This window comes from Streptomyces sp. NPDC055025 (assembly GCF_053608565.1).
In genome coordinates this window covers 76,090-98,861 of record NZ_JBSGVS010000029.1, presented here as the reverse complement: position 1 = coordinate 98,861, position 22,772 = coordinate 76,090, and the positions used below count along the sequence as shown (strand labels likewise).

Genomic DNA, 22,772 nt, shown 5'->3' with positions numbered 1-22,772 from the left:
CATGTCAGCCCGTGCGTGAGGGGCGCCAGAAGCGCACGGCTCGCGAAGCTCATAGCTGCGGCGGAGAGCCCTGCCTGCGGTATGCAGAAGCGCTTCCTGGCTGGTCTTGACGCTCATTTGACGCCTGAGACGGTCAGACAGCTGCTCAGGGCGGATGCGAACCTACGCTGACCTTCGACAATGCCAGCTTTCGGTTCATGCGACGCCTTTCCGATGACAGCATCACGTGGAGTGCGTGGCGATCCTTGAACCTGTCACAAAGGGCGCCTGACCTGCGGGTTTGGGTGGTGTGCGCTATGTGCATTGTGGGCGTTACGGGCGATATCTTGACGCTGAAATGACGCTCGTTCTGATGGGGCGTCAGGTGACTTGTTGGGCAGGTCAGGCCCTTTGAGGGAGGCGTACGTTAGTAAGGCGCCGAGGGTGAGCGACGCTCTGCGTGGGGATGCTGGTTCCTGCTGGTCAGTTGTCGCGGAAGAGACCGGCCAGCCCCGTGACATGCCGCGATGAGTGGCTGATGACAGTTGACCTGCGCGAATGACCTTTCAGCTGTTTCATGTTCGTGCTGTTTGATGAGGCCGGAAGTCCCAGAGAAGTCCCAGAGGACTCCCACGGCTGACGGACGCCCGTCGGCTCCATACGCCAATGCGTGCTCGAACGCCCCGTCGTTGACGAGGGGACTGGAACATTGGTGTCGGGCGACTGGCGCTCGATGGATACCTTGCGGGACTGTCGATTCTGCCGCTGGTGTCGGGCTGGTGGCCTGGCCAGCGGCGACTGAGGCTGGATCTGCGACTTGTTGTAGTAGGTGCGCTCGACGATCGCGTACTGGTCCTGAAACGGCCCTATAGCGGGGTGGCAGCTAGGAGGGGGCGGAGCAGCCAAAGACAAGGATGGGACCGGTTCTGCCGTCGTATCGGTCGAACATGACGACCGCTGGCACGGGCTGCCTGCGTAGGGCGGCGGCTCGCGCCATGGATATTAGAGCCCTGGGCAAGAACGGCGACCCAATCGAGCGGCTGTTCACCGAGCCCGCGGAGCTCCTCGTTCTGCAGCACTGTCATCAGATCAAGCCGAGCGTGGACGACGAGGTCGTGCACGAACTGCTCCCCGCGCCTGCGGGGATGGCTCATCCGGCTGCCGTACATTCCCGTGAAGGCCAGCCCGGCAGACCGCGCCCGCCGCACCGGTCGGGAGACCCACCGCGCCGGACGGCTGCCGCCACGCCAGGCCGCGCCGTCGTTCCGGGTGGACCCGGCACCCGCGCGTCAGACGGCCCCGCTGCCCGAGTGCTTGCTTCCGTCAGGCGCCGGCGTGGAGGTAGGCGGCCCACAGGAAGGGAGTCCGGGTTCGGTCGAGCGGGCCGGGCAGGTCGTGGCCGTCTCGTATGCTCCGCACGGCCTGGTGCAGTGCCCAGGCCGCACGGTTGGTGTCGATGGTCCCGTCGGGGGTGCGCAGGTGGGTGTAGAAGGTGTCGGCGACGGTGACGGCGATCCCGTCGTCGATCTCCCAGAGGGTGCCGACGACGTGGGGGAATCCGGCGAGCTGGAAAGCGGAGGTCAGATGGATGGCCTCGTCGACCAGGTGTGCGGCGTCGAGGGCCGCGGTGCGGCAGGCGGACAGGTAGGCCAGCTGGGCGTGGCCGAGTCGGACTGAGGTGAGGCTGGCGACGGTGAGGGGGTCGCTTTGATGGTCGTGGAGCAGCAGCAGGCTTTGGGAGGGGTCGGTGGGGTGGCTGGCGCCGTGGCAGGCGAAGTGAGCGATGTGGCAGCGGGGGAGGTGGTCCAGGACGGCTGCTTTGGTCGGCCTGTTCGGTGGCGGGCCGGGAGAGTGGCTGTCGGGATCGGGTTCGCTCAGCAGTACGGTGCGGGGCAGGTGGCGGCGGAGTACCTCGGCTTCGGTACTGACGTGGTTCAGTCGGCCGTCGTGGGGGAGGCCGGGGGTCGTAGGCATCGCGACGACCAGTCCCTGGGCGGGGGTGTCCGGGTGCGGGGTGTGTTCCCGAGTGTGCTGGCGGGCGTAACGCAGGGCGCGGACTGTGGGGGTGTGGGACGAGACGACTCGGTCCATGACGGTGCGCCGGTGCGGGTCGTCGGCGGCGTCGGTGTGGTAGCCGGCGGCGTGCAGGGGCAGCAGTCCGAGCAGTCCGCCCGGTACCCACCACACCCGCGGCCAGTCGGTGTCCGCCGGAGGCTGGCGGTGATGGCCCAGCGCGTCCAGAACGGGCCCGGCCGCGGTATCCCACAGCCATTGCAGGACTTGCGTCATCACGTCCTGGGCCTGCCGCCGTTGGGTTTTGTCCCCGCTCGCGATAGCGGTGTGCAGGGCTTGTCGGAAGGAGCCTGCCTTCTCGGAGAGGGCGCCGGTTGTGAGCTGGGGGAGCTCCAGGTAGGTGATGCCCGCCCGGGTGAGCAACAGGGCGTCGCTGCGGTAGTTGCTGACATTGAACACGACAATGGGGCCCTGTTGCGCCTGGGTGAGTAGTTCCTCTGTGGCGGGTGGGAGGGCGAAGGAGGCGAATTCGTCCAGATCGCGGATCTCGGCCAGTGTCCGGGCGAAGTCGCGGGCCAGTTGGTGCCGGTCGTGTACATCGCGGTCCTGGCGCACCGTACGGGTGTCCGTCTCGCCGCTTCCGTCGGCGGCGGTGCCGGTGGGCTGGTCGAGCTGGTCGCGCAGCTGAACGAACCGCGCTGCCAGGTCGGGGCGCTGCCGGTTCAGGTCGGTGAGATCGCTGCGGGTGTCCAGCGCTTGGCCGAGCAGCACCGCCCGCCCGGCCTCCAGTAGCCGCAGCGCGCGGGTGGCGCGTTCCTGCCGGGTCCTGCGGGGATCAGCCAGAGCCAGTGCTGTGGCGTCTCTGGCCAGTCCGGCGAAGCGGCCGAGCGCATGGTGGAGATCGCCCCGCCTCAGCTGGCGCAGGGTCACCTCGGGCAACAGCCGTACCGCGGCCTCGGCTGCCTCCGCTGCCTGCCCCGCCTCAGACCCTGCGATGAGCCCCGCAACCGTCCACGCCGCCCGGATACGGACCGAAGGCACCGCCGAAACGGAACCGCCCGCCTCGCCCAGAACAGACACCGCCGCGTTCAGGTCCACCTGGTCCCCGGTCAGCCCGAACCGGTCCCGCAGTGCCAACCCTAGGTTGCTCAGGTACACCGCTCGGTCGGGGTGGCCGGCAGGCGCGGCCCGGCCCGCGGCGTGGTGCCAGTCGATGGACTGATCCAGGTCAGTCTGGTCCCCGGTCCGCTCGAACCGGGCCACAAGCGCCAGCCCGAGGTTGTTCAGGTACCCCGCTCGGTCGGGGTGGCCGACGGGTGTGGCGTCCACCACTTCCCGTCCGATGACGACGGCCTGCTCCAGGTCCGACGGATCCCCCGCCCGTCTGAACCGGACGTGCAGGGCACTCCCCAGGTTGCTCAGGTAACCGGCCCGGTTGGGGTGGTCGGTGGGTGTGGTGTGTACGGCTTCCTGTCCGATGGTGATGGCCTGGTCCAGGTCAGACGGATTCCCCGCCCGCTCGAACCGGACTTGCAGCACACCCCCCAGGCTGGACAGCATCCGCGCTCGGTCGGGGTGATCGGTGGGTGTGGCCCGGACTGCGGCCCGGAGGCCGTCGACGGCCTGGTCCAGGTCCGGCAGATCTCCGGTCCGCTGGAACCGGTCCCGCAACGACATCCCCAGGTTGGACAGTATCGACGCCCGGTTGGGGTGGTCGGTGGGTGTGGTGTGTATGACTTCCTGTCCGATGGAGATGGCCTGGTCCAGGTCCGGCGGATTCCCGGTCCGCCCGAACCGGGTCCCCAACGCCAGCCCCAGGTTGGACAGTATCGACGCCCGGTTGGGGTGGTCGGTGGGTGTGGTGTGTACGGCTTCCTGTCCGATGGAGATGGCCTGGTCCAGGTCCGACAGATCCCCCGTCCGCCCGAACCGGAGTTGCAACGCACCCCCCAGGCTGGACAGCGCCGATGCCCGGTCGGAGTGGTCGGCCTGGGGGGCGTGTACCGCAGCCTGGAGATCGTCGATGGCCTGGTCCAGATCCGCCTGGTCCCCGGTCAGCCCGAACCGGGCATACAACGACAGCCCCAGGTTGGACAGCGTCGACGCCCGGTATGGGTGGCCGGCGGGTGTGGCCCGGACTGCGGCCCTGAGGTGGCCGATGGCCAGATCTAAGTCCGGCAGATCCCCTGTCCGCCCGAACCGGGCCCCCAGCGCCAACCCCAGGGGGTTCAGGTAGTCCGCTCGGTCGGGGTGGTCTGTGGGTGCGACCCGGACTGCGGCTTGGAGTCGGTCGATGGCCTGGTCCAGGTCCGGCAGATCGCCCATCCGCCCGAACCGGACGAGGAGCACGCGCCCCAGGTTGGAGAGTTTCCGTGCCCGGTCGGGGTGGTCGGTGGATGTGGCCTGAACTGCGGTCTGGAGGCGGTCGATGGCCTGGTCCAGGTCCGGCAGGTTCCCTGTCCGCTCGAACCGGTCCGCCAGCGCCAGCCCCAGGGGGTTCAGGTAGTCCGCTCGGTCGGGGTGGTCTGTGGGTGCGACCCGGACTGCGGTCTGGAGATGGTCGATGGCCTGGTCCAAATCCGGTAGATCCCCTATCCGCCTAAACCGGTGCTGTAGCGCCAACCCCAGGTTCGACAGTATCGTCACCCGGTCGGGGTAGTCGGTGGGTGCGACCCGGACTGCGGCTTGGAGTCGGTCGATGACCTGGTCCAGGTCCGACAGGTCCCCCGTCCGTTTGAATCGGTCCTCCAGCGTCAGCCCCAGGTTGTTCAGGTAGTCCGCTCGGTCGGTGGGGTCGGTGGGGTCGGTGGGTGTGGCCTGGACTGCGGCCTGGAGATGGTCGATGGCCTGGTCCAGGTCCGGCAGATCTCCCGTCCGCCCGAACCGTTCCCGCAGCGCCAGCCCCAGGGTATTCAGGTGCCCCGCTCGGTCGGTGGGGTCGGTGGGTGTGGCCTGGACTGCGGCCTGGAGATGGTCGATGGCCTGGTCCAGGTCCGGCAGGTCCCCGGTCCGTCTGAACCGGTCCCGTAGCGCCAGCCCCAGGTTGGACAGTATCAACGCCCGGCGGGGGTAGTCGGTGGGCGCAGCGCGTGCGGCTTCCTGTCCGATGACGATGGCCTGGTCCAGGTCCGACAGGTCCCCGGTCCGTCTGAACCGGTCCCGTAGCGCCAGCCCCAGGTTGGACACCATCAACCCCCGGTGGGGGTGGTCGGCGGGCGCGGCCTGCGCGATGCGCCGGCACAGGTCCACGGCGGCGGTGAGCAGGTCCGGGTCAGCGGAGTCACGTGCTTGCTGGAACAGGAGCTCAGCGTACGGTGCCGCGGTGTCGGCGAGAATCGGCAGAAGAGGTTCGGGCAGGGCGCCGGTGCCTGTGAGGAAGCAGGGGGTGAACGCTTTTACCGCGCTGCCCAGGTCTGTACTGCCTTGGCCGTCCGGGAGCGCCGTGTACCTGTGGAAGTGGAGCCAGCCAAGTGCGTACCAGGCTGTTATGTCGCTGAATTCAATAGTGTTGGTGTCGAGGAGTTCGGTGAGCTGCCGGGCCTCGGTGAGGGCCTGTGGTTCCAGTGCCGGGGAAGGATCGCCGGTGTCGGCGATCCTTAGTAACCGGGCCCACACCGCAGTCAGCTGTTCCTCAACCACTCCGGTCTCCTCTGTCCGCCATGCGTTCCGTGGCATGTACGCCCTGCAGTGTTGGAAGGACGCCCCGAGTATCCTCGTGATGCTGGCCAACCCTGGTCCATTCCAACGTAGTTGGCCGGAGGCAAGCCGGTGACAAGAACAGGCAGGGCAGGCGGGAAGGGAACCCATGGCCGACGGGGGCGGGCCAGCAGCGCCGGACGGGGCGGAGAGGCTGGCCGCGGTCTGCGCGCATCTGGAGGAGATCCGCGCGGATCTACGGGACGGGCCAGGCGGGGAGCACGGCCCGGTGGAGCGGGTACTGGCCGCCGCCCGCGGCGGCGGAGACGTGGTGGCCCCTCTTGCCGTGCTGCACGCCGTCCTGCAGGCCGGCGGCGACCCCCAGGGCCTGGACGGCTACACCGACCACGCGGGCGCGATCCGTGGTCTGCGGCCGGCCGGGATCAGCACCACCCGTGCCGAGCAGGTGTACCTGTGTCCGGCAGGCAGGTGTGCCCGCTACTGGTGGCCCAAGGCCGCTGCCCCGGTGCCGCACTGCGCCATCAGCAACAGCACGCTGCGCAGGGAACGGCTGTAACCGGTGGGCGGCCTCCTGTCGGAGCTGGGCAAGAAACTCGCCGAGCGGTGGCTGTCCCTGCTGGTTCTGCCCGGCGCCCTCTACCTCGCCATCGCCGTGACCGCCCACACCCTCGGCCACACCCGCCCCTTCGACCTGCCACTCCTCACCCGACAGATCACCACCTGGGCAAACCACCCGGCCACGAGCACCACCGGCGGCTACGTGGTGCTGCTGGCCGCGACACTGGCCGGCGCCGCAGCCGCGGGGCTGATAGCACAAGCCCTCGGTTCCCTGACCGAACGGCTCTGCCTGGCCGCCGACTGGCACACCTGGCCACCCCCACTCCGCCGGCTCGCCGCCAGACAAACGGCCCGGCGGCACGACCGCTGGACCCGCGCGGCCCGCACCTGGCATCACCACCGAGAGCAAGACGCCCAAGCTCTGGCCCACGGCCAACGCACCGACCCCGCCACACGGCACGCCGCCGAACGCGCCATGACCCGCATCGCACCCGAGGAACCCAGCCGCCCCACCTGGAGCGGAGACCGCCTCAACGCGGCAGCCGTCCGTCTGGAGCGTGACCACCACCTCGACCTGGCCACCCTCTGGCCGCATCTCTGGCTGATCCTCCCTGAGGAGACCCGCGTCCAGATCACCACCGCCCGTCAAAACCTCACCCGCGCCGCCACCCTCACCGCCTGGGCCCTGCTCTACCTCCCCCTCGCCGCCTGGTGGTGGCCCGCCGCACTCATCACCGCCGCACTCACCCTCACCGGCCGGGCACACACCCGCATGGCCACCGACACCTACGCGCTCCTCCTGGAAGCCGCCACCCGCCTCCACATCAGCGACCTCGCCGACCGACTCGGCCTCAGCCCCACGAGCTCCGCCACCCCCGAAACCGGCGGCGCCCTCGGCCCCAACTGCACCGGCGGGCCCCTCACTCCCGAAGCCGGCGACACCCTCACCCGCCACCTGACACCCACGCCGCCCCCGCCTCCAACGGGGTAACCATTCGTCACCCGGCGGGTCGCGGGCCCACCAGACCGAACGGGAAGGACCCGGACCCATCACCAAAGGCACACGCCACGGGACGGGACCTCCGGCCCTGACCTTTTTCCGCAACCATGTCCGCCGTCTTCCCAGATGTGCCGTCGTCTGTGGTGACTGACGCGGGTTTGGTGTCGTCGTCGGCGCCAGCACAACGTCAGAGAAGGTCAGGGGATATGGGCGACCGCTGGCGGTGTCGAGCCTCGCAGTCCAGGACCCGCTCCGTCCGCCGAACGATCACGCTGTGGTGTTCGGTAACGGACGAACCGTCACGCCAAGGGGTAGTTGCGGGGTGAAACGACACCGATGGTCGGGGTGAACAGACGGGGGTGGGCCCGCAGGGTGGCGTCGTCCCACGTGTGTCCGGCGCCGACATCGCTGACTGGCGGACGATAGAGCCGGATCGGTCCTGCTGCATTGGCGGACGGCTATGCAGCCCGACCCGAGGTTGGTCGCGAACGTAGCGAGCACCAAAAGACCACGGAGTTCCATACGGGGTGCGGTCGAGGCGTCACTTCCTGTAAGGCGCATGTGGCATCAATCAAGTTCGCTGGAGAAGGCTGTGTGTCTACCCGACTTTGCTCTGGGCCATGTCTGCCTGTGGCCGGTCGGGGCCATGGATGCGTAGTCGCTTGTGAGCGGCCCGGTGCGGCCCATGGCGGGGGGACGTGCCCGTCATCGGTGGTGCCGGGCCATCTCGGTGGGTCGGAGCGGGTCTTCGGCGTGGATGGCGTGCAGTTCGCGTTCCAGGTCCGCGATGGCGGCCGTGTGCGGGGCCGACCAGTCGGTGAGGCGCTCGCGGGTGAAGCGGGCGGTGGGCACCGCGATGCACAGGGCGGCCACCGGGTCTCCGTCCGGGCCGCGGACCGCACGGCCCACGGCGGTGACACCGACCTCGGTCGCCTGGTTGTTGAGGGCGAAGCCCTGTCGGCGGATCTTGCGCAGGTCGGCGAGCAGGTGCGGCAGGTCGACCGGCGGTGCGTCGGCCGCCGCGTACAGCGCGGTGACCGTGGTTTCCGGCAGCAGGGCGAGCAGGGCGAGGCCCCCCGATGCGAGGTGGGCGGGGAGCATCCGACCGCCGCGGTTGCCCACGCGCAGGACCTGGTCGCTCTCCACTGAGGCGACGAAACGGATGTGGTCCGCCACGAGGATCTGCAGATTGGCCGTCTCCCCGCACTGCGCGACGAGGGCCTCCAGGCGGGGCAGGGCGAGCTGGCGCAATCGCTCCACCGGCCTGTGGGCGCGCCCATGCTGGAACACCGGTCCGGGGACGTAGCGCCGGTCGTGGTCCTGGGCGGCGAAGTCCCGGTAGACGAGCATGGCCAGGAGTCGGTGCGCGGTCGAGCGGGCCACTCCCAGATGCCGTGCGGCGTCCGTGACCCGCAAGGTGCCCTCTTCCTGGAGCAGCACGGCCAGGCGGAGCGCGTTGTCGACGGACTCAATGCCGTAAGAGGGCTTGTTCTTCATAGCAGAACAATACGTCTCGCCCAACAGAATCTAATTAAGTTGAAGGCGAAACAGGTTCCGCTACGTGCTGGAGGCGCCACATGACCGCATCGCTTCCGTCCCCGGTTGCCCTCAAGGCGGTCGAGGCGCCGGGACAACCCCCGGTCACTGCCGGGTTGCGTGAGCTGTACCGCGGCTTCGAGCAGGAACTTCTGGTGCCGCTGTGGACCGAGATCGGCGATTTGATGCCGGCCAGTCCTGTCCCGGCGGCGCGGGCCCACGTATGGCGGTGGGAGCGGCTGAGCGAGCTGGCCGCCCGGTCGGGTGAGCTGGTGCCGGTCGGCCGCGGCGGTGAGCGCCGGGCGATCGCTCTGGCCAATCCGGGTCTGAACGGCGCCCCCTACGCCACGCCCACCCTGTGGGCGGCGATTCAGTATTTGAATCCCCGCGAGGACGCCCCGGTGCACCGGCACACCCAGAACGCCTTCCGGTTCATCGTCGAGGGTGAGGGCGTGTGGACGGTGGTCGACGGCGATCCGGTGGCGATGCGCCGCGGCGATTTCCTCCTCACCCCGGGCTGGCGCTTCCACGGCCATCACAACCGGAGCGATGCCCCGATGGCCTGGCTGGACGGGCTGGACATACCGTTCGTGCACGCGATGGGCTCGGGCTTCTTCGAAGACGGCCCGGAGGAGATCAGCGATCGCTCGACTCCCACGCGATCACGCTCCGAACGGCTGTGGGCCCACCCCGGGCTGCGTCCGCTGGCTGTGACGGCGACGGCTGCGAACTCGCCTGTTGCGGCCTACCGGTGGGAACACACCGACGCCGCTCTCGCCGACCAGCTCGCACTCGAGAGCGAAGGGTTCCCCGGGGTGGTCGAACCGGGCCACGCCGCTGTCCGCTTCAGCAACCCTGCCACCGGGGGTGATGTGCTGCCGACCATCCGTGCGGAGATGCACCGGCTGCGGGACGGGGTCCGTACGGGCCTCCGGCGTGAGGTGGGCTCGGCGGTCTGGCAGGTCTTCGACGGCACCGGAACGGTACGGGTCGGTGAGCGGCGGTGGCGGATCGCCCGCGGTGATCTGGTGGCTGTCCCGTCCTGGGCGGCGTTGTCGTTCGAGTCCGAGGGTGGTCTCGACCTGTTCCGTTTCAGTGACACCCCGATCTTCGAACGGCTGCACGCCGACCGGGTGCTTGTGGAGGGAGACGCGTCATGAGGCTGGCCACGCTGCGTACCGCGGGCGGTACGGCCGCCGTCCGCGTCGAGGGCGACAGCGCCGTCGAACTGGGCGTTCCCGACGTCGGCGCCCTGCTGGCGGCCCCGGACTGGCACCGCACCGCCGCCGAGGCCACAGGCCGGCGCCATGAGCTGGCCACCGCCGATCTGGCCCCCCTCGTCACCCGGCCAGGCAAGATCATCTGTGTTGGCCTCAACTACCGAAGTCACATCAGCGAGATGGGCCGGGAGATCCCGAGGTTTCCGACGCTGTTCACCAAGTTCCCGGAAGCGCTGATCGGGCCCTACGACCCCATCACGCTGGATCCCGCCTCAGCGGCTGTCGACTGGGAGGCCGAGCTGGGCATGGTGATGGGGCGGAGCGTACGGCGGGCCGACGAGGACAGTGCCGCGGCGGCGATCGCCGGGTTCTGCGTGGTGAACGACATCACCATGCGGGACTGGCAGTACCGCACCCCGCAGTGGTTCCAGGGCAAGTCCTTCGAGGACAGCACGCCGCTCGGGCCGTATCTCGTCACCCCCGACGAACTGCCCGGGGGCGTCCGGCCCCGGCTGGACTTCACCTGCGTGGTGGACGGTGCCGTCAAGCAGGCGGCCAACACCGCCGACCTCGTCTTCGACCCGGTGGATCTGGTCCGGTACATCTCCCGGATCGTGACCCTGAACGCCGGTGATGTGATCGCCACCGGGACCCCTGGCGGTGTCGGGCACGCCCGGAAGCCGCCGGAGTTCCTGTGGGAGGGGTCAACGGTCACCGTCGAGTTCGAGGGACTCGGGCAGCAGGTCAACAGCGCGCGTGGGAGCGGGGCGGCGGCGCCATGAGAGCAGCGGAGCACCCGCGCGCGCGAGTCTCGGCCGCTGACGACATCGGCGGGACCAGCGCCGCACGCGGAAGTCTGCCGGAGCGGAGCCTTCGCTGGGCTGCGGAGGGCACCGGGCTGTTCCTGGCCGCGATGGACGGGCTCGGCGACGACGGTCTTGGTCTGCCGACCGCGCTGCCGGGCTGGACCCGCCGCCATCTGCTGGCCCATGTGGCCGCCAACGCCGAGGCGCTCGGCCGTCTCGTCTCCTGGGCGCGTACCGGCTCGCCGTGCCCGATGTACGCGTCGCCGGAGCAGCGCGCGGACGAGATCGAGCGCGGTTCGCACCTGTCCGCGGACGAGCTGCGAGCCTGGGTGCTGTCGGCCGCACGGGCGCTGGAAGCGGCATTCGCGACGATGCCCGAGTCGGCCTGGGCCGCCCAGGTGGTCACCGCGCGGGGGCGTACGGTGCCGGCCGCGGAGGTGCCGTGGCTGCGGGCCCGCGAAGTCGCCGTGCACGCGGTGGACCTCGACGCCGGGATGGACTTCGACGACCTGCCCACCGGGTTCTGCCGGGCGCTCACGGACGACGTGGTGCGATCGCGCGCCACCAGGCTGGAGGGCCCGGCGCTGCGGCTGACCGCCACCGATATCCGCGCCTCATGGACTGTGATGGGAGAGGACGAGCCGATACGGGTGACCGCCCCCGTGGCCCGGCTCGCCGCGTGGCTCACCGGCCGCGAGCGGCAGACCGGGCTCCCCGTCCTGCCGGCCTGGCTCTGATGGGCGGCGGCGTGTGAACCGTGAATCCCCGCCCGTCGGCACAGCGTTGCCGGCCTCCGGCCCGTCTCCCGTCGGGCCATGGCCCGGTGCCGACCGGCGTGCTGATCGAACAGCACCGGAGTACGAGCAGGACCGAACGGCACGAAACAGAATGGAGTGATCGCGGATGAGTGACATCCTCGCGGGCAAGACAGTCGTCGTCACAGGCGCCTCCAGCGGCATCGGGCGGGCGATCGCCCTGGCCGCGGCGCACCACCAGGCCAAGGCGGTCTATGTCGCCGACATCACGGACACCCCACGTGAGGGCGGGCCACCCACGGCGGAGGAGATCGAGAAACTCGGGGTTCCGGCCCGCTTCCTGGCCACGGATGTGACCCGCCGGGCCGATCTCGACGCCCTCATCGATGCCACCGGGGAGTTCGGCGGGGTGGACGTGATGGTCTGCAACGCCGGTATCACCTTGCGGGCCGACACCGCCGATGTCACCGAGGACGACCTGCACCGGCTGATGGCGGTCAACCTCGACGGGGTGCTCTTCGGCGCCCAGGCCGCCTCGCGACAGATGCGGGCACAGAACCGCCCGGGCAGCCTCGTGCTGATGGGCAGCATGGGCGGGCTCGTCGGCGCGTACAACACCGTCGCCTACTCCACCAGCAAGGGCGCTGTGGTGCTCATGGCCAAAGCTCTCGCCGACGCCCTGGGACCGCACGGCATCAGAGTCAATGCCCTGTGCCCCGGCACCACCGACACCCTGCTGCTGCGCACCACACCCGGGGTGTCCGACACCGCCGAGGAGTACCGGCAGCGCACCCCGCTGCGCCGGTTCGCCGACCCGTCCGAGATCGGCAACGCGGTCGCCTGGCTCGCATCGGATCTGGCCAGTTACGTCACCGGCATCGCGCTCCCGGTCGACGGCGGCCTGACCGCGGTGATCTGACCCGCCCCGGAACCCCCTCGACGACGAACGGAAGAACCATGACGGCCCAGCCACCCACCTCCGACGCACTGACCACGCTGGACCTCACGCCGGCCTTCGACGTGACCTACCTCCCGGCCGGAATCGAGGAGCTGCTCGCGGAAACCGACATCCCGCTGCACCGGGCGATCCTCAAGAACTATCTGCGGCACGCGGTACTGGAGATCTCCGGTCACTGGGACCAGATCCTGGTGCCCGAACTGACCGTCCCCGAGCCGGTGTACCGGGTCGCCGAACGCGGCACCGTCCACGTCCTGACCGGGCACGCCGAGGTGGAGGGTTTCTACCGCCAGGTGGCCGAGAGCGGGACCAATGTCATGGCCGCCCGCGCGCTCAACATCTGCGTCGGGCACTTCGGTGTCGTCACCGAAGCCGTCTGGAACCACATGACACCCGGCTCGGCGCTGACCGCCGCCGAGGTCGACTTCGAGATCGACCCGGACGCCCACTACCTGATCCAGCACACCATCATGCAGAACTTCGCCTACACCCTCGACGCCAAGCTCATCGGTGAACGGGTGTACGACGACCCGGCCAGTTACTCCTACCGGAAGCTCGACGCGGCCGAGGTCGTCACCCCCGAGCAGGCCCGCGCCCAGCTCGCGCCCTTCCTGGCCAGGGCAACTCTCGACTGACATCGGACGGACACGTACTCGTACATCCGCAACGACGAACATAAGAACGACAAGAGGACGAAGACGGACATGAACGGCAAGCGCATTGTCATCATCGGCGGCACGTCAGGCCTGGGATTCGCGGCGGCCGAACTCGCCGTCGCCCGGGGGGCCTCCGTGCTGGTCGCCTCGCGCGGCCAGGACGCGGTTGACAAGGCCGTCACCGCGCTCGGGGAACGAGCCGAAGGCCAGACCCTGGACGTCACGGACGAGAGCGCGGTCCGGGACTTCTTCGCCACGTGCGCGGACTTCGACCATCTGGTCTACACGGCGGGCGAGTCACTGCTGGCAGGCACCCTGGCCGAGACCGACATCGAGTCGGCACGGGCGTTCTTCGGCATCCGCTACTTCGGCGCTCTCACCACCGCCAAGTACGCCGTTCCGCGCATCCTGCCCGGCGGCTCGATCACCCTGACCAGCGGCATCGCCTCCACCCGCCCACAGGGCGGCACCGCCGTCGTCTCCAGCGTACTGAGCGCCGTCGAGGGCCTGACCCGCGCGCTCGCCCTGGACCTAGCCCCGGTCCGGGTCAACGCCGTGGTGCCGTCGATCATCCGCACCGAACTGTGGAACGGCCTGCCGGAAGACGCCCGGATGAGCCTGTACGCCTCCGTCGCCGCCACGCTCCCGCTCGGCCGGGTCGGCGAACGACAGGAGGTCGCGGAGGCGTACGCGTACCTGATGACCAACCAGCACACCACCGGCACGCTCCTGACCATCGACGGCGGCGCGGTCCTGGTCTGAGCCGGAATCCGCAGAGAGGGGCCGGCACATGACGATGACACCCATGGACTACGAGAACATCCGGCAGCTCCAGGCCCGGTACAGCCTCGCCGTCGACTTCGGGGACAGGGCCGCCTTCGAGGCATGCTTCACCTCGGACGGTGCCTTCTGCGAGAAGGGCCTGCCCGAGGGCCTGCCCGACCAGATCCATATCGAAGGGCGGCTCGCGCTCGGCGACTTCGTCGAACTCTTCTTCAGCGCGGGGCAGGGCCATCTGCGGCACTGGTCCTCCCCACCGCTGATCGAGGGCGAGGGGGACGAGGCGACGGGCATGTCGTTCCTGATGGTCCTGCGTCCCGGTTCCGCGCCGAACGCCGGCGTGCTCCTGACCGGCGTCTACCGCGACCGCTACCGCAAGATCGACGACCGCTGGTACTTCGCCGAGCGTGTCTTCTCCGCCGACCCGCAGCCCGAACACCGCCAGAACCGGTCGAAGGACCCGCTGGTCGGACGTCTCGACACCTTCGTCGCCCGCCTCCGGCGCACTGGGTCAGTCCCTCCAGTGCCGCGGGAACGCGAGTACCGCGAGATCGAAGAGTAGAGGAGTGACCGCCATGCCTTCACACCGTCAACTGGGTACATTCGGCATCTGGAGCGGGGTCTGGAGCGACGCACAGCGCGGTATCCAGCCCTACACCACCGAGTTCGACGAAGCCGCCGCAGAGCTCGACGACCTGGGGTTCGACACGCTGTGGATGGGCGGTAGCCCATCGGTCGCCTGGGCACACAAGGTCCTGGACGCGACCTCACACCTCACGGTCGCCACCGGGATCCTCAGTATCTGGGAACACGAAGCAGCCGACGTGGCCGCCCAGCGTGCAGAACTGGAGCAACACTATCCCGGGAGGTTCCTGCTCGGCCTCGGAGTGAGCCATAGCCACTTCGCCAAACAGTACGCCCATCCGTACTCCGCGATGCGGACATACCTCGATGCCCTGGACTCAGCGGCCGAGCCGGTACCGGCAGACGCCCGGGTGCTCGCTGCGCTGGGGCCCAAGATGCTCGGGCTGTCCCGCGACCGCGCCGCAGGGGCACATCCGTACCTGGTGACCGTCGAGCACACCGCGATGGCCCGGGAGACCCTGGGGCCGGACCCACTGCTCGCCCCTGAGCTGAAGGTGGTACTCGACACCGACATCGACCGGGCCCGTGCCACCGCACGTGGCTACCTCGGCTTCTACCTGCCCATGCCGAACTACACCAGCAACCTGCTGCGGCTTGGCTTCACGGAGGACGACTTCCGTGACGGCGGTAGCAATCGATTGGTGGATTCCGTCTTCGCGCTGGGCGACGCCGACGTCATCGTCGCACGGGCGGCGGAGTTCCTGGCGGCAGGCGCCAACCACCTCGCCCTCCAGTTGGTGACCGACGACACATTCAACGCCCTGCCCAGAACGGGCTGGCGCCGACTCGCAGAAGCACTACCGCTACGCGGCTGACCGCCACCCGGCGAAACCAACACCATGAGAAACAGGAAGTGGAACTGCCCATGAAGGCCCTCGTATCACCGTCCTACGGCCCGCTGGCAGCCCTGTACATGACAGAGCTGCCGACCCCCAGCCCCGGATCGGGAGAGGTCCTGCTGCGCACCGAGGCGGCGTCCCTCAACGGCATCGACCCCAAACTGGTCACCGGCGCGATGAAAGACTTCATCCCGGTTTCCCATCCCTTCGTCCCCGGGGTCGACGTAGCCGGCGTGATCGAGGCGGTGGGGCCGGGCGTCACCCGGTTCATCCCCGGGGACCGCGTCGTCGCTGCTCTCGGTGCGGGGTCGGGCGGACTGGCCGAGTACGTCCTGACACGGGACGACTCCCGGCTGGCACTGCGGCCCGACAGACTCGACGCGGTGCGGGGCGCGGCTCTGATCACCGGCGCGATGACCGCCGCGACCGTGCTCGACGCCGCCGGGATCGGGCCCGAGGAGACGGTGCTGGTAGTCGGCGCCACCGGTGGCGTCGGCTCCTTCACCGTACAACTGGCCCGCCGGGCGGCCCGCGCGGTATATGCCACCGGGCACGCCGACGACGAGTCCTTCGTCCTCGGCCTGGGCGCGGACCAGCTGATCGACTACCGCGCGGCGGACCTCTCGAAGGAGACACATCGGCTGGTCCCGGACGGCGTCGACGTGGTACTCGACCTGGTCCAGGCGGGTCCGGCACTGGCCTCGTCCGCCGCTGCGGCCCGGCCCGGCGGCCGACTCGTGTCGGTGCTGGGCGGTCCGCCCGCCTTCGGCCACGGGGTCGGTGCCTCCTACGTCGTCACGCAGTTCCCGCCCGGCCGGCTGGGCGACGTCGCGGCACAGGCCGCGGACGGACGGCTGGAGGTGCCGATCGGCGCCACCTACCCCTTCGCCGACGCACGCGGCGCCTATCTCGACTTCATCACACAGCACGTCACGGGCAAGTACGTCGTGACCTTCTGACCCGTTTCAGGTCACCCGGGCCGCCCTGTCCCGGGCCACCTCCCACACAAGCCGCGGAGCAGGAAATGACACACACCGACCAGAGCAGGACAGCCATCGCCGTAGTCCGGCGAAACACCGAAGAGGTACAGAGCGGCGGGGACTTCGGCCTCTTCGGGGAACTCTTCGCCGACGACTTTGTCGACCACACACCCCAGCCGGGCGTCAGCGCGGACAAGCCCGGAGTGAAGATCCTCTACATGAAGCTGCGGGAAGCGTTCCCGGACTTCCACGCCGACATCAAGTGGCAGTCCGCCGACGGCGACCTCGTCACCACATACAAGATCTACCACGGTACCCACCAGGGCGAGTTCCTAGGCATCCCCGCGACCGGACGCACCATACAGTTCGAAACAGTCGACGCCATGCGGGTGGTCGACGGGAAAATCGTCGAGCACTGGGGAGTGGGCAACCTCTACTCCCTTGTCCACCAGCTCGGCGCCCGGCTGACTGTGCAATAAACCTGCCGGGCGCACCATGATGAATACCGAACCAGCCGGCTCACCGACACCTGGTGAGCCGAAGGCGGCTCAGTCGTCGAAGCACACGTGTCGGACCATACGCATTCGACGCTCTGCTCAGCTCGCGCACTCCAAACCGACTCGCCGGTGAGGCGACTATCCGAACATGGATAGTCTGACGGCCTACTTCGGTGATCTTCATGCCCTTCATAGTGACAACCTCGCAGCCTGGAATTCTTACGCTTTACGAGGACGTCGACACCTGCTAGTGCTCCAGCGGTAGGTCGTGATCCGAGAGGGGCGTGTCGGCGAGGGGCGGCCGTTATTCCAGCCACGTTCCTCGCCAGCACATCAGCGCGGAACGTGTCTGCGCTGGTGGTCATTTCGGCTGAGCAGGCCAACGCGGGAACGTAGCTGATGCCGCGGTTTTCCAGAGCGGATCGCAGTTTCGGGTTGCCGCCGTAGACCTCGTCACCCGTGACCCAGCCGACGCGGTGTCCAGCAACCGTTCGATCATCGATGTTCCCGGCCGCGATCGGCATCGTAGTGCGAGGCTTTCAGCGGGAGCGCCGCAGCCGTACCATGGCGATCTTCTTCGCGATCACAGGCGGCTGACGGCCCTCGGGCCACCCGTCGGCGGTTTTCTCACCCAGTGGACCTGGCGTGCCATCTTCTGGATCATCGTTCCGATCGCCATCGCCGCCGTCATCATTGTCTCCCGTGCTGCCATGCCTCAGCGGCGTCACCGCGAGCGCATCGACTGGGTCGGCGCCACGGTCGTCGCGGCGGGTATGGGACTGGTGATCCTCGGCATCTAGCACCCTGTTCGGACACCTGGCAACGAGCAGCCAGGGAAAGGCGCGACGCTGCCTCGGGCACGCCGGCGGGAACGGACGGGGACCGTTGGGTTCCACTATCGGGTGGCGTGCCCCGATGGCGCGCCACCCGACTACGCGGTCTCGGCTTGACTGGCATGTGTGCCCTCACGGGCACCGGCAGCACGGGCGATGGCTCTGGTCCCCCTGACCGAGAGACTCAGCCTCCTCCCCAGTCAACAGGCGACGCTGCCGCTCAGAGGGACGCTGTGGCACGGGCGAGGAGAGTGCGCAGAATACCGCCGGCTGGCCCAGCGATCGGCGAGGTCGAGGCAAGACCCGTTACACACTCTGGTCGTTCTGCAACTCGATCACAGGGCCTCGGAGGCGGGGAAGGTCGCCGGTGGAGCGGACCGCATGGAGGCCAAGGAGTACGTCATGCAGGGGGATGTGCGATCGAGTTCCGCTTCAACGTGTAGTAGGTGACTTACCACCACATCGATGATCTGGCAAACATACAGGTCAGAAGAGGCCCGACTCTTCCGAGTCGGGCCCCTGGTTCATTCCCGTGCTGGGATGGTGCTGGGAAACCTGACCCCTCGTCACCCGTCATCACCTCTGCTCACCCCTACCGTGCTGGGATGCCGGAGAGTCCCCCATGCTGCTTCGTGGGCCGCAGCTTCACAAAGGGGGGCGGGGAGCGTCGAGCGACCTGCTCTCACACTTTCTTCACGGCTCCGAAGGCCCTCGCGGAAACAAATCCGCATCTGCCCGACGTTGTCGATCTCCGGATCGAGGAGGGGAAGGTGTCGGGCCTGAAGCTGTTCCACACGACGAGAAGCGGCGTGACCGAGGTCACGCCGCGTCTTGCTGAGGTCGAGGCGGATGTGCAGGGCCTCGTCGAGGCGCACATGGAGACGCTGCTGGGAGTTCGCTTCCTGGCGAGCGAGTACGGCACTGGGCCGGTCCACGGGGGCCGGATCGACTCGCTCGGGCTGGATGAGAACGGGTCGCCGGTCATCGTGGAGTACAAGCGGGGCGTCGACGCGGGAGTCATCAACCAGGGCCTGTTCTACCTCTCGTGGCTGATGGACCACCGGGCCGAGTTCGAGCACCTGGTCCGCGGCCGGCTCGGGGCCACGGCCGCGTCCCAGGTCCTCTGGACCGGGCCGCGCCTGATCTGTATCGCCGGCGACTTCACACGCTACGACGTACACGCCGTGCGCGAGCACCGGAGGTCGATCGACCTGGTCCGCTACCGACTCTTCGGCACCGACCTGCTCGGGCTGGAGACCGTGGCGTCCGTGAGCGGCGGCACGCAGGTAGCCCGGCGGGCACGTCGCCAGGCGGTCGCCCGGGCGGCAGCCGACGGCCAGGGTGCGTCGATGGTCGAGCTGGCGAACGCGGTCGACGAGGCGTTGCTCGGCCTCGGGGACGGCGTGAACCGTGTGGAGCGCAAGCAGTACCGGGCGTATCAGCGTCTGCGGAACTTCGCCTGCGTCTGTCCGCCCCAGCGGAGCAAACTCCTCGTCTACCTGAAGGTCGACCCGAAGCGCGTCGGCCTCGTTCCCGGGTTCACCCGGGACGTGTCCGGGCTCGGCCACCACGGGACGGGCGACCTGGAGGTGCAGCTCCGCACGCCGAGGGACGTGCAGCGTGCGCAGGATCTGTTCCGGGCGAGCTACGCAGCGGCGTGATTGCTCGACGACACCTTGGCTGTGAGCGTCTCGCGATTCGTCTGTGGTCGTCGGATAGTGCCTTTCGACGTACGGGCAGGGCGTGGCGGTGGACTATCAATGATGTGTGGGATCCCCGGTTTGGCTAACCGGGGATCCCACGCTATGCTGCGCCGTCCCTGAAGCGGCATAGCCATTTCAGTGGAGTTCCGTCCCTGCCGGATCAGTTGGTGAGGGTGCCTCGGTAGCTGGCCGGGCCCTCGTTGGGATGACGGCGCATCCCCGCACTTGCCGCTGTCTGCTGATGGCGTCAGATCGTGAATCGGCTCGTGGACTTGGCCGGTGACTACGGCTCCACAGGCAGCGGCGGGGTCAAAGGCTGCGCCTGCGGCTTTGACTGCGAGCCAACCGGGGCCGGAACGGGCAGCGGCCTCGGGACGCCCGCCAGCTTCGGTGCCAGCGGCTCCGACGACGCCGGAACCACTACGGGAGCTCCGCCGAAGTTGTTGACGTTCTCGATGATCGACTTCCCGTAGTTCTTGTTGACCGAAGTTTCTTCATCGTGCCGTGGTGAACGGCACGATGACGCTACGGTCACGGGCCTCTGCCCAAGACGCCCGCGGCTGAGGGTGCCGGCGCTGGGCGCCCTGGTCACGGCACGTTGCCCGGTCGGCGGCCGGTCCCTGTGCGGAAGGCGACGAGGACCGTCCTGGCGCGAACGTTCGAGGGCACCTGATCGGGTGGTTCCGGCTCTCGGGGCCTCATTTGGGGTCCCTCGGTTACAACTCGGTCGTACGCCGGGCTGTTCGCGGCAGAGCGCGCGGCCACTGCGGGTGCTGCCAGCGTCGCGCCCGTGGTGGCGACGTAGCGGACCGCCCGGCCCGGCGCCAGCCTGCGGTTCGGCCAGCGCTGTGTGAGCTGGGAAGTTGTTGTGACCTGTTCAGGCGGCCGACAGGCGGCGGCGGGTGTCGTGCACGAAGTCGACGACGCGTTGTTCCCTGCGCCACGGGGCCAGTGTCCGGACAACGTCGTGGAGGTAGCTGTGTGCCCGCGGGGAGCGCAGGTTCTGGAGGATGGTCAGGGACTCCTGGGCGCTGGCCAGGCCCTGGCCGAGGTCGTCGCGCTGGAGGTGGGCGGCGGCCAGGACGGCTTTGCGGATGCCGACGGCGCGCGTGAACCGGTTGGTGGACATGGGCGCGGCTTCCTTGCTCCAACGGAACGCCGCGGCGGGGTTGCCGAGGTCGCGGTGGATTTCGACCGCGTCGGTGGCCAGCCGTTCGTGCCCGAAATAGGCGAGGTGGGCGGGGTCGTGGGCGCCGGGCCGGATTGCCTCCAGGTATTTCTCGGCTTTCGACAGGGCCGCGGCGGCGTCGGTGGGGTGACCGGCCTTGGCGTGGGCTCGGGCCTCGGCCAATTTGGCGAACCCCAGGACGCGGGGTGAGGCGTGGCCCCTGGCCCGCTCGTGGGCGGCCTCGGCCATATCAGAGGCCCGTTCGGGGTGGCCACGCAGGTAGGTGGCCAGCGACATCGTCGTCAGGACGTAACAGCCGGTCTCGACGTCACCGGCTGCGCGGGCCAGGCGCAGGGCCTGAATCATGTGGCGCTGGGCCTCGGCGTGGTGGCCGGCGTCGAAGGAGGCCCAGCCCACCGTCCGGGAGAGTTCAGCGGTCGCGGCAAAAAGCTCACGGCCGACCGATGCGCTGTAGGTGCCGGTGAGCATGGGGGCCGCGCGGAGCCGGAGGCACTCGACGACGGATGAGGTTTTCCAGTTCCCGCCTCCGTAGCGGGAGTCCCACAGCCGGGCCTCGTCGGCTGCCTGCCACAGCTCGGCGATGTCGGACCGGCCGACCCGGACGGTGCCGCCGTGGTGGGCGTAGGGGGGATCGGCGGGGACGGACGTCCACCGGGTGACCGGGCTGGTGAAGGCGCCGACGGTGAAGGCCCCCTGGGCGAGGAATGATCGGCGGTCCACGGTGCTCCAATGGGTAGCCGCAGTGCGGACGGCTGTGGCGGTGTCTCGGGGGAAATCTAACCCCACGTCATCCTTGCCGTCCGTGCCCCGCGCCATGCCGATCTCGTGGAGTTCGACCGGCCGTCCCAGGTGTTCTGCCAGCGCAGCGGCTATGAGCGGCGGCGCCGGGCTGCGCGGAATCATCCCCCGTTCGACCCATCTCTTCACACTGGTGTGTTCGTACCGCAGGTTGACGCCGGTCTCGGCCCCGAGCTGGTTGACCCGCGCGGCCAGGCGCCGGTGGCTGATCCCTGCCGCCTGTACCAGACGCCCCAGCAGCTCGTTGGGCCCGCGCTTTCGTTTCGCCATCGGCCCCCCTCGTTGAACGGCCCCTCGGACACCGAGCCTAGGTCGCCCGGTCCACGACTGGCAGGTGCGGTGATTTGTTCGCCCCTCTTGTTCGCCTCCCTGATGTGGGCACGCCCCGGTTTCCTGAGGGAACACCGTCAGGCCCCGCACGACGAGGGCCGTCTCACCTGAGAAGGGAACTCGCTGTGGATCCGAATTCCAAGGCCAAGCTCCGCGGAAGGCTGCTGACGTCGTCGCGTCCCCTGCCGGACTTCGATGTCGAGCGTGCGGTCGGGCCGTGGCTCCACCGCACCGACGGCAGCCGGATCTTCGACGGATCGAGCGGACTCTCTGCGTGAACGTGGGGCAGAGCAGTCCCAAGGTCTTCACCAGGATCGAACAGCGGTTCCCCGTTGCTCGTTCGGCGCCCGGACGACAGCAGCACCACCAGAACGGCACCCCGAGAACCCCCAAGAGAGAAGGAAGCTTCGCGTGTTCATCGACATCCCGAGCGAACTCGAAGCCGCTCTGATCGACCGTTCTCTCCCACCCTGGGAACTGGACGGTTCGTTCCTGGCGCAGTCCATCATGGAGGAGTACCGGACCGAGCTGACGGCCACTCCGCGGTTCGAAGAAACCGCCGCGACCCTGCGCCACGCGCTGACCGGAGAGGGCGGCGGATACGCCGTGCTGCGCCTGGGAAACCTCGCCAAGACGCTGGGGACCGACGACGACCGGTTCCTGCGGCTGGTGACGGGCTTCGCGGCCGAGATGGCCGTCCCCTTCTCGCCCTTCCCGCGGTGGTCCCTCTGGAAGGACATCGGGGTCAAGGTCGACAAGGACCCCGGCAAGTCCAGCGGCATCGGGTACAACGCGTTCCACATGGACCTGGTGAACGGGACCCTGCCCCCGGACTACACCACGCTCCTGTGCGTTCGCCCCGACCCGCTCGGCGGCGGCCCCAGCATCCTCTCCGACGCCCATGCGGCGGTGGGGGGGGGGGGGGGGGGCCCCCCCCCCCCCCCCGGCCCCGGGGGCCCCCCCCCCCCGGCCCGGAAAGGACCGTTGGGGGGGGGGGGGGGCGAAAAAAACGGTTACAAGAAGGTCGGGGCCCCCCCCCG

General features: G+C 69.0%; 18 protein-coding genes and 2 pseudogenes. 16 read left to right on the top strand and 4 right to left on the bottom strand.

The annotated features are described in order from the left end of the window. Positions 1-1,302 precede the first annotated feature (1,302 nt). Positions 1,303-5,631: a CHAT domain-containing protein gene (locus tag ACWGDX_RS19575; protein ID WP_453627145.1), complete on the bottom strand. Its 4,329-nt coding sequence runs from the start codon at positions 5,629-5,631 to the stop codon at positions 1,303-1,305. 166 nt (positions 5,632-5,797) lie between these two features. On the opposite strand from ACWGDX_RS19575, the gene ACWGDX_RS19570 reads away from it, so the two are divergent. Then, positions 5,798-6,205, top strand: a complete 408-nt coding sequence (locus ACWGDX_RS19570; RefSeq protein ID WP_453627144.1) for a hypothetical protein — start codon at positions 5,798-5,800, stop codon at positions 6,203-6,205. Between the two features lie 3 nt (positions 6,206-6,208). Continuing rightward, entirely contained in the window at positions 6,209-7,198 is a 990-nt protein-coding gene (locus tag ACWGDX_RS19565) for a hypothetical protein (protein WP_453627142.1), read from the top strand. Between the two features lie 714 nt (positions 7,199-7,912). Here ACWGDX_RS19565 and ACWGDX_RS19560 read toward each other — a convergent pair. Beyond that, positions 7,913-8,704, bottom strand: a complete 792-nt coding sequence (locus ACWGDX_RS19560) for an IclR family transcriptional regulator (protein WP_453627140.1) — start codon at positions 8,702-8,704, stop codon at positions 7,913-7,915. An 80-nt stretch (positions 8,705-8,784) separates the two neighbouring features. On the opposite strand from ACWGDX_RS19560, the gene ACWGDX_RS19555 reads away from it, so the two are divergent. The 10 genes from ACWGDX_RS19555 to ACWGDX_RS19510 all read left to right on the top strand — a co-directional run bounded on the left by ACWGDX_RS19555 (position 8,785) and on the right by ACWGDX_RS19510 (position 16,861). Further along, positions 8,785-9,903, top strand: a complete 1,119-nt coding sequence (locus tag ACWGDX_RS19555) for a cupin domain-containing protein (protein ID WP_453627138.1) — start codon at positions 8,785-8,787, stop codon at positions 9,901-9,903. Beyond that, entirely contained in the window at positions 9,900-10,745 is an 846-nt protein-coding gene (locus ACWGDX_RS19550) for a fumarylacetoacetate hydrolase family protein (RefSeq protein WP_453627136.1), read from the top strand. Before ACWGDX_RS19555 ends, ACWGDX_RS19550 begins: the two co-directional genes overlap by 4 nt. Then, positions 10,742-11,506, top strand: coding sequence for a maleylpyruvate isomerase family mycothiol-dependent enzyme (locus ACWGDX_RS19545; protein ID WP_453627134.1), 765 nt, complete (start codon positions 10,742-10,744; stop codon positions 11,504-11,506). The genes ACWGDX_RS19550 and ACWGDX_RS19545 overlap by 4 nt, the downstream gene beginning before the upstream one ends. 166 nt (positions 11,507-11,672) lie before the next feature. After that, positions 11,673-12,443, top strand: coding sequence for an SDR family NAD(P)-dependent oxidoreductase (locus tag ACWGDX_RS19540; protein ID WP_453627132.1), 771 nt, complete (start codon positions 11,673-11,675; stop codon positions 12,441-12,443). A 38-nt stretch (positions 12,444-12,481) separates the two neighbouring features. Further along, entirely contained in the window at positions 12,482-13,117 is a 636-nt protein-coding gene (locus tag ACWGDX_RS19535) for a hypothetical protein (RefSeq protein WP_453627130.1), read from the top strand. A gap of 69 nt (positions 13,118-13,186) precedes the next feature. After that, a complete protein-coding gene (locus ACWGDX_RS19530) occupies positions 13,187-13,900 on the top strand; it encodes an SDR family oxidoreductase (RefSeq protein WP_453627128.1) in 714 nt (237 codons plus the stop codon). A gap of 28 nt (positions 13,901-13,928) precedes the next feature. After that, positions 13,929-14,480: a nuclear transport factor 2 family protein gene (locus ACWGDX_RS19525; RefSeq protein ID WP_453627126.1), complete on the top strand. Its 552-nt coding sequence runs from the start codon at positions 13,929-13,931 to the stop codon at positions 14,478-14,480. A gap of 13 nt (positions 14,481-14,493) precedes the next feature. After that, on the top strand, positions 14,494-15,378 hold the full coding sequence (locus ACWGDX_RS19520) for an LLM class F420-dependent oxidoreductase (protein WP_453627125.1): 885 nt from the start codon (positions 14,494-14,496) through the stop codon (positions 15,376-15,378). A 50-nt stretch (positions 15,379-15,428) separates the two neighbouring features. Next, positions 15,429-16,361 carry an NADP-dependent oxidoreductase gene (locus ACWGDX_RS19515; protein WP_453627123.1) on the top strand — a complete coding sequence of 311 codons (933 nt, stop codon included), beginning with the start codon at positions 15,429-15,431 and terminating at the stop codon, positions 16,359-16,361. A 65-nt stretch (positions 16,362-16,426) separates the two neighbouring features. After that, positions 16,427-16,861, top strand: coding sequence for an ester cyclase (locus ACWGDX_RS19510; protein WP_453627121.1), 435 nt, complete (start codon positions 16,427-16,429; stop codon positions 16,859-16,861). 332 nt (positions 16,862-17,193) lie between these two features. Here the strand turns inward: ACWGDX_RS19510 and ACWGDX_RS19505 are convergent. Further along, a pseudogene (locus ACWGDX_RS19505) lies at positions 17,194-17,367 on the bottom strand (IS701 family transposase); the annotation flags it as partial. On the opposite strand from ACWGDX_RS19505, the gene ACWGDX_RS19500 reads away from it, so the two are divergent. Further along, positions 17,356-17,679 carry a hypothetical protein gene (locus tag ACWGDX_RS19500; RefSeq protein ID WP_453627166.1) on the top strand — a complete coding sequence of 108 codons (324 nt, stop codon included), beginning with the start codon at positions 17,356-17,358 and terminating at the stop codon, positions 17,677-17,679. The pseudogene ACWGDX_RS19505 and the gene ACWGDX_RS19500 overlap by 12 nt on opposite strands. 803 nt (positions 17,680-18,482) lie before the next feature. Then, entirely contained in the window at positions 18,483-19,373 is an 891-nt protein-coding gene (locus ACWGDX_RS19495; protein ID WP_453627119.1) for a DUF5655 domain-containing protein, read from the top strand. Positions 19,374-20,292: 919 nt separating this feature from the next. On the opposite strand, the gene ACWGDX_RS19490 is transcribed toward ACWGDX_RS19495, so the two are convergent. Next, entirely contained in the window at positions 20,293-21,672 is a 1,380-nt protein-coding gene (locus ACWGDX_RS19490; RefSeq protein ID WP_453627117.1) for a hypothetical protein, read from the bottom strand. Between the two features lie 185 nt (positions 21,673-21,857). Here ACWGDX_RS19490 and ACWGDX_RS19485 point away from each other — a divergent pair, with 185 nt between their 5' ends. Next, positions 21,858-22,010, top strand: a complete 153-nt coding sequence (locus tag ACWGDX_RS19485) for a hypothetical protein (RefSeq protein ID WP_453627115.1) — start codon at positions 21,858-21,860, stop codon at positions 22,008-22,010. A gap of 133 nt (positions 22,011-22,143) precedes the next feature. Continuing rightward, positions 22,144-22,772: pseudogene (locus tag ACWGDX_RS19480) on the top strand (hypothetical protein); the annotation flags it as partial.